The organism is Streptomyces sp. SID12488 (assembly GCF_010548275.1).
Lineage (GTDB): Bacteria > Actinomycetota > Actinomycetes > Streptomycetales > Streptomycetaceae > Streptomyces.
The window spans coordinates 1-9,416 of the sequence record NZ_JAAGLT010000066.1 but is presented as its reverse complement, the minus strand read 5'-3'; the positions used below and the strand labels follow the sequence as shown (position 1 = coordinate 9,416).

The 9,416-nt window shown below is 69.4% G+C and carries 5 protein-coding genes; 2 read left to right on the top strand and 3 right to left on the bottom strand.

From position 1 onward, the window contains the following. Positions 1-1,936 (top strand): SWIM zinc finger family protein (locus G3I56_RS42430; protein ID WP_343240231.1); only part of this gene is annotated, 1,936 nt, incomplete at its 5' end. Between the two features lie 70 nt (positions 1,937-2,006). Here G3I56_RS42430 and G3I56_RS42425 read toward each other — a convergent pair. The 3 genes from G3I56_RS42425 to G3I56_RS43465 all read right to left on the bottom strand — a co-directional run bounded on the left by G3I56_RS42425 (position 2,007) and on the right by G3I56_RS43465 (position 6,585). Continuing rightward, a complete protein-coding gene (locus G3I56_RS42425) occupies positions 2,007-2,735 on the bottom strand; it encodes a spermidine synthase (protein WP_164418845.1) in 729 nt (242 codons plus the stop codon). Between the two features lie 141 nt (positions 2,736-2,876). After that, the gene (locus G3I56_RS42420; protein ID WP_164418844.1) at positions 2,877-4,562 is read right to left on the bottom strand and encodes a ribonuclease J; all 1,686 of its coding nucleotides are present in this window, start codon (positions 4,560-4,562) and stop codon (positions 2,877-2,879) included. Between the two features lie 583 nt (positions 4,563-5,145). After that, on the bottom strand, positions 5,146-6,585 hold the full coding sequence (locus G3I56_RS43465; protein ID WP_203691945.1) for a hypothetical protein: 1,440 nt from the start codon (positions 6,583-6,585) through the stop codon (positions 5,146-5,148). Between the two features lie 280 nt (positions 6,586-6,865). Here G3I56_RS43465 and G3I56_RS42410 point away from each other — a divergent pair, with 280 nt between their 5' ends. Next, a complete protein-coding gene (locus G3I56_RS42410) occupies positions 6,866-9,391 on the top strand; it encodes a tetratricopeptide repeat protein (RefSeq protein ID WP_164418843.1) in 2,526 nt (841 codons plus the stop codon). Positions 9,392-9,416: the final 25 nt, after the last annotated feature.

Genomic DNA, 9,416 nt, shown 5'->3' with positions numbered 1-9,416 from the left:
GGAAACCCGGCCGGGAGACGCGGCTCGTGCCGCTCTGCGGGGCGCGACGACGCCGGCCGGGGGCCAGGTCGCCCAGGCGGAGGCGGCGGACGTGACCGGCCCGGAGGTTCGGGAGGTTCCGACGGCGCGTGCCGACACCGGGGACCGCAAGGGCGGGCGCCCCGGGGATGTCGCCCGGGAGGCGCTGCGCGCCGCCCGTGGGGAGGCGCGCCGGGCCCGTCCGGACACGGAGACGGTGACGGTGACTGTCGAAGCCACCCGTCGGCCCGTCCGGCCCGTGCCCGGGCTCGACCCACGTGATCGGAGTCCCGGCGACCGCAGGCGTGATGTACGGGAACTGCTCGCCGGTTCCTTCGAGTTGCCCACCGAGGAGTCCCCGGCGGCTCCGGTGAGGGGCCCCGAGACTCGGGACGACGGGCCAGGCACGGATCCGTCGCCGCCGGTGACCGTCGGGGATGTCCTGCGTGCCGTCGCCGCGCCTGTTTCGCGAGAAGTGAGCGCGGGCGCCGAGGCCCCGGAGGCATCACCGGCCGGGCCACGGGCCACCCGGAACACCCCGTACACCCGGGACACCCGCGACATGGCCAGGTTCCGGCAGGCGGCGCCCCCCGTCGAAGCTCCCCCCAGGACCTCGCGCCTCGCCGCCCCGTCCTCCTCCATGGCCGCCCCCGGCCGTGACGGTGAGCTGCGCCGCACCTTCCCCGCCCTCCCTGCCTCGACGAACCGGGAGACGTCGTCCCAGCAGGGCGGCTTCGCGGAGAGCTGGTGGGGAAACGCCTGGGTGGCCGCCCTGGAGGAGGGCGCGCTGGATGCCGCCCGGCTGGTGCGGGGGCGCGGGTATGCCGCGAAGGGGCATGTCGACGCCATCACCGTGACACCGGGGCTCGTACTCGCCTATGTGCAGGGCTCCCGGCCCCGGCCGTACCGTGTCCAGGTGCGGCTGCGCACCTTCGGCGACCAGGAGTGGGAGCGGTTCCTGGACGCCGCCGTGGAGCGGCCCGGGCACATCGCCGCGCTGCTCGACAAGGAGCTGCCCCAGTCCCTCGCCGACTGCGGGGCTCCACTGCTGCCCGGCCCCGGCGACCTCGAACCCCTGTGCAGCTGCCCCGACTCCGGACATCCCTGCAAGCACGCCGCCGCACTCTGCTACCAGACCGCCCGCCTCCTCGACACCGACCCCTTCGTCCTGCTCCTCCTGCGGGGCCGGGGCGAGCGGGAAGTGCTCGACGAGTTGTCCCGGCGCAACGCGGCCCGCGCCGCCCGTGCCGCTCAGGAGCAGCAGCCGCGGTCCTTCCCCGGGGTCCGGGCCTCCGACGCACTCGCCCCGCGCACCCGCGCGCCCCTCCCGGCCCCGCTGCCGCCCCGCCCGCACACCGAGCCACCCCCGGCCTACCCGGCGTCCCCGGGCGGCCCGGACCCCTTCGCGCTGGACCAGTTGGCGACGGACGCCGCCGCCCGCGCCCACACGCTGCTCACCAGCGGCCACGACCCGGTCGGTGAGCTGACCCTGTGGCAGGACGCCGTACGTCTCGCTGCCGCCCGCCCCGGTTCCGGCCTCACCGCCGGCACCCGCGCCCTCTACTCCTCGCTCGCCAGAGCTGTCGGCCGTAGCACAGCGGATCTGGCGCGTGCGGTGGCCGCCTGGCGGCAGGGCGGGCTCGACGGACTCGAGGTCCTCGAAGAGGCCTGGGACCCGCCGGCGGGACGGTTCGACCGCGCCCGCCCTCTCCTCCTTGCCGCCGACCTTCCCGCCTTCAGACCCCGGCGCAACCACCTCACCCACCCGCGCGGCCACATACAGCTGCGCCTGGGCCGCGACGGCCTCTGGTACGCGTACGAGTCCGAACCGGGCCACGACGACTGGTGGCCCCGTGGCACCCCCGACCTGGACCCGGTCGGCGCCCTCACCGGCCTCGGCAACCCGACGGAGCCCTGATCCGGCGGGGCGGCGGGGCCGTCCGTCGTCGGGCCTCCGGTGAAGGGCGGTGTCCGGCCGAACCGTTCGCCTACCGCGGGCCCGGTTCTGTGCCGGCCACGTAGACGGTGTTGGTCGAGGTGCCGCCTTGCAGGGGATTGTCGAAGTCGACGACATGGGCCGCCGACTTCGGGAAGACCTCTGCGAGAGCGGCGGTGAACTGTTCGTCCGGCGGGTCGTTCGACCACAGGGCGAACACCCCGCCCGGACGCAGGTGTTCGGCCAGAGCGCGGAGCCCGGCAGGCTGGTAGAGGGCCGCGTGGCGCGGGTGGAGCACATGGCGCGGCGAATGGTCGACGTCCAGCAGGATGGCGTGGAAGCGGCGGCCCGGCTCCCTCGGGTCCAGACCGCTCGCATCGGCCGCCATCGCGAAGAAGTCGCCCTGAACCAGGCGGCACCGGGCGTCCGAACTCAGCCGGGCGCCGAGAGGGACCAGACCCCGCTGATGCCAGTCGATGACTTCGGCGAGCGTGTCGATCACGGCCAGGGAGCGCACCCGGGGGTCGTCCAGCACGGCCTGGGCGGTGTACCCGAGCCCGAGTCCGCCGACGGCGACATCCAGATCGCTGCCGGGCAGTTCGGCCAGTCCGAGTTCCGCGAGCGCGATCTCGCCGGCTGTGAAGAGGCTGGACATCAGGAACTCGTCGCCGAGCTTCACCTCGTAGACATCGGCGCCCGACACCGGGTCGCGCCGACGCCGCAGGCTGATGTCGCCCATCGCTGTCGGGCGCCAGTCGATCTCCTCGAAACGCGCGCTCATACGGTTACCTTTCTGACGCACCGTCGGTAGCCGAAGCCGGTGCCTGGAACGCCGCTCCGCGAGCGGGTGTGGACGCAGCCTGGAAACGACCCTCCCCCTTGCCCTGCTGGTAGGGCAGGGCAAGGGGGAGGGGGCTGTCGGTCAGGCGTCGATGATGACGGGGATGATGAGAGGCCTGCGGCGGTGGGTACGGAAGGCCCAGTTCGCCACGGCACGGGCGATGAGCTGTTCCAGCTGGCGTGCGTCACCGACGCCTTCCTGGGCCGCGGTCGCCAGAGTCTTCTCGATGACGGGGATGACGGGTTCGAAGGTGGTGTCGTCGTGGACGAACCCCCGGGCCAGGAAGTCGGGAGTCTCGGCAAGGGCACCCGTGTCGGCGTCGACGATCGCCACCACGGTGACCACGCCTTCCTCCGCGAGGGTGACCCGGTCCTTCAGGGAAGCCTCGGTGGCGCCGCCGACCTCCATGCCGTCCACGTAGACGTTGCCCGCGGGCACCTTGCCGGTGATCTTCGCTCGCCCGTCGACCAGGTCGACGACTACGCCGTCCTCGGCGATGACCACCCGCTCGGGATCGACTCCCGTACGGATGGCCAGGTCGGCGTTGGCCCGCAGGTGGCGCCATTCGCCGTGCACGGGCATGACGTTGCGGGGCTTGACGATGTTGTAGCAGTACACGAGCTCACCGGCGCTGGCGTGCCCGGAGACGTGCACCTTGGCGTTGCCCTTGTGGACGACATGGGCACCCCACCGGGTCAGCCCGTTGATCACCCGGTAGATGGCGTTCTCGTTGCCGGGGATCAGGGAGCTGGCGAGCAGGACGGTGTCGCCCTTGCCGATACGGATCACATGGTCGCGGTTGGCCATCCGGGACAGAGCCGCCATGGGCTCGCCCTGCGATCCGGTGCACACCAGGGCGATCCTGTGGTCCGGCAGCTTCTCCATTTCCTTCGTACTCACGACCAGGCCGCTGGGAACCTTCAGGTAACCGAGGTCGCGGGCGATGCCCATGTTGCGGACCATGGAACGGCCCACGAAGGCGACCTTGCGGCCGTGCTGGTGCGCGGCGTCCAGGACCTGCTGGATGCGGTGCACATGGCTGGCGAAGCTGGAGACGATCACCCGGCGCGGGGCGGTACGCATCACCTGCTCGATCGCCGGGTTCAGCTCGCGCTCGGAGGTGGTGAAGCCGGGGACCTCGGCGTTGGTGGAGTCGGTGAGGAAGAGATCGACGCCTTCCTCGCCGAGACGGGCGAAGGCGCGCAGGTCGGTGATGCGGTCGTCCAGCGGGAACTGGTCCATCTTGAAGTCGCCGGTGTGCAGCACCATCCCGGCGCCGGTACGGATCGCGACCGCGAGGCTGTCCGGGATGGAGTGGTTGACCGCCACGAACTCGCAGTCGAAGGGGCCGAATTTGCGTCGGTCGCCCTCGCTTACTCGTACCGAGCGCGGCCGGATTCCGTGCTCCTTGAGCTTGGCCTCCAGGAACGCCAGTGTCAGCTTCGAGCCCACGACAGGGATGTCGGAGCGCTCGCGCAGCAGGTACGGCACGGCACCGATGTGGTCCTCGTGGCCGTGGGTGAGCACCACGGCCACGATGTCGTTCAGACGATCGCGGATCGAGGTGAAGTCCGGCAGGATCACGTCCACGCCGGGTTGGTTCTCTTCGGGGAACAGAACGCCGCAGTCGACGATGAGCAGCTTGCCGGCATGCTCGAAGACGGTCATGTTGCGGCCGATCTCACCAAGGCCGCCCAGGGCGGTGACCCTCAGCCCTCCTTCAGGCAGGGGAGGGGCGGCTTTCAGTTCGGGATGCGGATGACTCATATTCCGACGTTACCGGAGAGTCTGCCGAGGTCATCCACTGGCTGCCCACCCAGCCGGGTTGAAACACGGCTCGGCAGAGGCGTTCAGTGGACGCAGAGGGGGTTCCGCCCGTGCCCGGCGGCGGAGGGCGGAACCCGGCGTGAGATCGTCCGATGCCTCAGTCAGCGCGTCGCCCGAGAGGTCTTTCACCCGATCAGGGCCACATCCTCACAGCCCCCGTCACAGAGGCGGCCGTGAGATGTGGGAGCGTAAGTCGAGTGAGCGACGCACAGACCGGCACCCTTCAATACCGCTTTGACGGACCGGAAGACGCACCTGTCCTGATCCTGGGTCCCTCACTGGGCACGACATGGCACAGGTTGGAAATGCCGTCCATGCCGGTCCAGTGAGAGCATGCGGGTCCACGAAAGGCCAGGTCAGAGCGTAGAGGATCGGTGGCGTCGATCCAGTCCGTGACACATTTGTGAGACGCGAAGGCAAGAGGGGCACGGTTCGCGGGGCTGTGTCTCGCGGCTTCTGTATCTTGTCTCGGCGGCGGCTGGGTCACCCGTCGCCGGCGCCGGGAGTCCGGCGGAGTGGGTGCTCAGGTGGGTCCGTAGGGGCTCCAGCCGTGCATGAACGGCTGGAGGTCCTCGGCGCGAGGCTCGGGGATTTCCGGTAGCAACGGTGAACCGTTGAGCGGGTTCAGGCGTTGCACGTGGCTCTCGGTCCACGCGATCCATGCCTTGGCTTCCTCCCTGGCCGGCCCGGGCGGCAGACTTTCTGCGTGAAGTCGGAGTGCGCCGACGTACTCGACGAGGCCCGCTGTACGCTGCCACACTGCGTGCTGTGCTTCGAGGTGGCGCCCACGGTATGCCTCTGCGTATTCGGTCGTGGCCTGGCGCTTGGCGGCTTCCCATCGCAGGAGCTTCTGCTGTGCTTCTTCCAGGTCGGCCAGTCGCTTGTGTTCGGCTGCCTGTCCGCGAAGGCCGATCTCCTGCGCGATTTCGGCGAGCTGGTCCTCGAGTGGGCGTGCGGCCGTGTCGGCCCACTCGCCGGCCCGGTGGTGCAGCCCACCGCTGAGACAGATTCGCAGGCGGTCGGCGGGGGAGTAGTCGTGGCGGGGGATCCTGACCCAGGAGTGCTTCTGCGCATCCGCGAGTTCCTTCTGCGTGGGGACGTGCTCGACCCGGTCCTGTTCCTGCAGGAGGCGGAGTTCGCATGTCTGGCCCTGCGCCGTGATGGTGAAGTGAGGTGGGCCGCTTCGCCGACGATGCGGTAGCGGTGCTGTATTCGCGTTACCGATTGCGGCGGTGTGCCCCGCCTTCTGTGTTGCGGTGAGCAGGGCATGGATGAGTCGGAGAGCCCGGTTCTGCACGGACTTGGTCAGCCCCATGGGATGAGAGAGTCCTTGCAGGGCTTTGACGACTGGATGCGGCTGCACGAGTCGCGCCGGTACCGGAATGGGTGTCAGGGTGGCCAAGCGCCAGGCGGGCGTGTCGACGAGTCGGATTTCATAGCCGTCACGGCACCAGCCTCCGTGTAGCTCTTTGGTCTTTGGGATCTTCCTCGATCTCCGGGCAGCGGCGACGCGGATCGGCCATTTCTCGGTCTCCCGGGCGTTGGCTTCCCGTTTGACGATCCGGCCGCCCGCCTCGGCAAGCTCTTCCAGGAGCTGCTCCGTGACGGTCTTCTTCCCTTTTCGGGGTCCGGAGTTGGGGTTCGATGGCCGTGGCGATGGTGGCGTGGCTACCTGGTTGCCGGTTTTCTTCCTGCCGGAGGCGGCTGTCGGCTGCGCTGCAGATTTCTGCACGGGAGCGGTGCCTGTGGCACGAGATTTGTCGGGAGGATGGCTACCGTGGTCGAGGAAATACTGGCCGGAGGTCGTGAGAGTCGCGGACCATTTCCCTTTCCCCCTGGAGACTTTGACCAGTCCTCGGCTCTGTAGCGCCTGACAGCTGAGCTTGTGCGCCTCTCCCCGCCAAATACCCTCAGGGCAGCCTTGCCCGACCCACCGCAGCACCTGCAGTTGACGCTCGTTCAACTGACGCGGCACCTGACCCCCTACTGTGTGAAGCTGCCCGCCAGCATTTTCACAGGTGAGCGCTCGCGGCGTAGGCCAGTGACCGCAAATGCGCACTGAAGACGCCGTGGGCCGACAGAGAGACGGGCAAGGCTGTCGCAGGACCAGGCCCGGTCTGAACCGCACCGAGGTCGGTGGAGGGGGGTACCGTTTAGCGGCGTTCTGGGCATGACTGCTGTCGGGGCGGCGGCAGTGCGTTGTGGGACGGCGCGGTTGTTGCAGCTCCGGATGGGGGCGGTCGATGACGGTTGAGGAGCTCGTGGCGGCAGTTGTCGCTTTGGCGATCGTGTCTGCGAAGAGGCTGGGCGCTGGTCTGGCGGATCGTGCGGTGGAGGGTGTGGAGCAGTCGGTGGCCGACCGGCTGGGGCGGCTGTACCGGTGGATGGTCGGACGGCTGCCTGGTGAGGAGGGTGCGGCCCTGGTCGAGGAGGCGGGCCGTTCTTCTGCTGCACAGGTTCAGCTGAGACGGCGGCTGGTACTGGCTCTGGGTGAGGATCCTGCAGGCGTTGAGGAATTGCGGATGCTGCTGTCGCCGCACGCGCTGGCTCTTCTTTCGGAATCGTCCGGTATCCCGCGTCAGTTGCCGCCGGCACTGGCGGATTTCACTGGGCGCGGCCAGGAGGTGGCGCGGCTGGTGGAGGCTGCTGAGCGTCCTGGCGGGTGCAGGGTGTGTCTGGTGCACGGGCCGGGTGGGATCGGCAAGACATCTGTCGTGGTGCAGGCTTCTCACCAGCTGATGCAGTTATTCCCCGACGGTCAGCTCTTCGTCGACCTGAACGGGGCGGAAGCACGTCCTGCTGCGGTGGGCGAGGTCCTGGGAGACGTCCTGGCGGCGCTGGGAACACCGCGCGGAAGAATCCCCGATGATGTGGCCGGGCGGACACGGCAGTTCCGTACGGAGTTGGCCGATCGGCGTGTCCTGATCGTCCTGGACAACGCGGCCAGTGAACAGCAGGTAGGTGCGCTGATTCCGGGTGGGTCTTCGTGCGTTGTCCTGATCACCAGCCGACAGGCCCTTGCCACGCTGGCTGTTGATGAGCGCGTCGCTTTGCCGGGGTTGGACGAGGGCGCCGCCTGGGATCTGTTGAGACGGATCAGCGGCCCGGACCGGGTGGACGAGGACCCTGAAGCAGGCCGCGCTGTGGTCGGTCTGTGCAGCGGGCTCCCGTTGGCCCTTCGTATCGCGGGAGCGCGGCTGGCCACCTTTCCCGCGCGTACCTTGGGCGCGTTCGCCCGCGATCTGGCCGACGACCACCGGCGGCTGGATGTGCTGAGCCTGGGCGAGCGCAGCGTACGGGCGGTCTTCCGCGCCGGTTATGAGGCGCTCCCGTCGTTGCAGCGGCGTGCGTTCCGGCTGTTGTCGGCCCTGGACGCACCCGACCTGCCGACGTGGGCGCTGTCGCCTCTACTGGACGTGGACGCCGATGCGGCTGACGCGTGCCTGGAGGAGCTTCTGCTGGCTCATCTCGTGCAGGCTCGCCGCGGCGAGACAGGCGGTCAGCGCATCGTGCTGCATGATCTCGTGCGCGGGTTTTCCAAGGAGATAGCCACCGAGCAGTCGGTGGGCGAGGCCGACAGTGCCGTGCGGCGTCTGCTCGGTGCCTTCCTCAGCGCGGCCGACGCAGCCGACGCGCAGCTACGGCCGGCAGGTGCCCGGCACAGCGGCCGTGACGGGGCAGTCCGTCGTTCCCCGCCGGAGGACGCCGTGGCAGGCGACATGTGGGAGGCCGTTCACTGGTTCGAAGCCGAGCGTGCCGTTCTGGTGGCAGCCGTCGCCCACGCTCACGCTCGCGGGTGGTGGGAGCTGTGCTGGGAGATCACCGACGCGATGAGTATCGCTCTTGAGCATCAATGGCGTTGGGACATCAGCCGTCAGGTCCACGGGCTCGCCTTGGATGCGGCCGACCGGCTGGGGGATGGCCAGGCCCGTGCCGCACTGCTGCGCAACCTTGGCGAAGCCCTGCGCGACGGTGGCGATGACCTGGACGTGGCCGCAGAGTGCTTCAGCGAAGCGATCGCTCTCTTCCGCGGCTCAGGTGACGGTCACGGCGAAAGCGACGCCCTGGGCAACCTGGGAATCCTGCAGCGCCAGCAGGGCGCACTGCGGGAAGCCGAGCGAACGCTCACCGCGGCCGAGCTGCGCTTCCGGGCCCTGCCGCTGGAGCGCGGGCTGGCCTGGACCCTGCGGGAAAGGGCGGTGATCAGCCGGCACCACGCTCGATACACCCAAGCACACGCCCAACTCGACGAAGCCCAGGCCCTGTTCGCCGCCAACGAGGAAATCCGTGGCATCGGCTGGATCCTGCGCACCCGCGCCGATACCGAGAAGGAGAGCACGACGGGCGGCTGCTCGCTCCCTCACCGCTGGTTTGGAGGCCCTTGGCCCGGATGCTCCGCCACGAGTCGTCCTGCACAGGATCCGCGATGGGCCGCGGCCCGCACCCACTACGAGGACGCTGCCCAGGTCCTGCACGCCGTCCGGGACCACCGCGGGCATACCTGGGTCACTTTGGGGCTGGCAGACATGGCCCTCTACGAAGGCGACCACACAGCCTCAGAACTGATCAGGCGTGCGCTCCAGGAGACCGACGCCTGGGGCGACCATCGAGGCCACAGCAGGGCATTGACCCTCCAAGCTCTGCTGCTCGCCGAGGCAAACCGTCTCAGTAGCTGTTGTCGTTCCGATCTTGAGGGGTGTGCGTCGAACGGGAGTCTCGATCGGGTGGTTGCCGCCGGCTGCGGGCATGAAGGCAGGGCCTCTTGGTAGCTCGGGGTTGCGAAGCCAACCGAGA

What these genes read in the sequence shown, in the direction of transcription:
- G3I56_RS42425 (WP_164418845.1), bottom strand. Translation starts at nt 2,735, where the DNA reads ATGAGCGCGCGTTTCGAGGAGATCGACTGGCGCCCGACAGCGATGGGC.
- G3I56_RS42420 (WP_164418844.1), bottom strand. Translation starts at nt 4,562, where the DNA reads ATGAGTCATCCGCATCCCGAACTGAAAGCCGCCCCTCCCCTGCCTGAA.
- G3I56_RS42410 (WP_164418843.1), top strand. Translation starts at nt 6,866, where the DNA reads ATGACGGTTGAGGAGCTCGTGGCGGCAGTTGTCGCTTTGGCGATCGTG.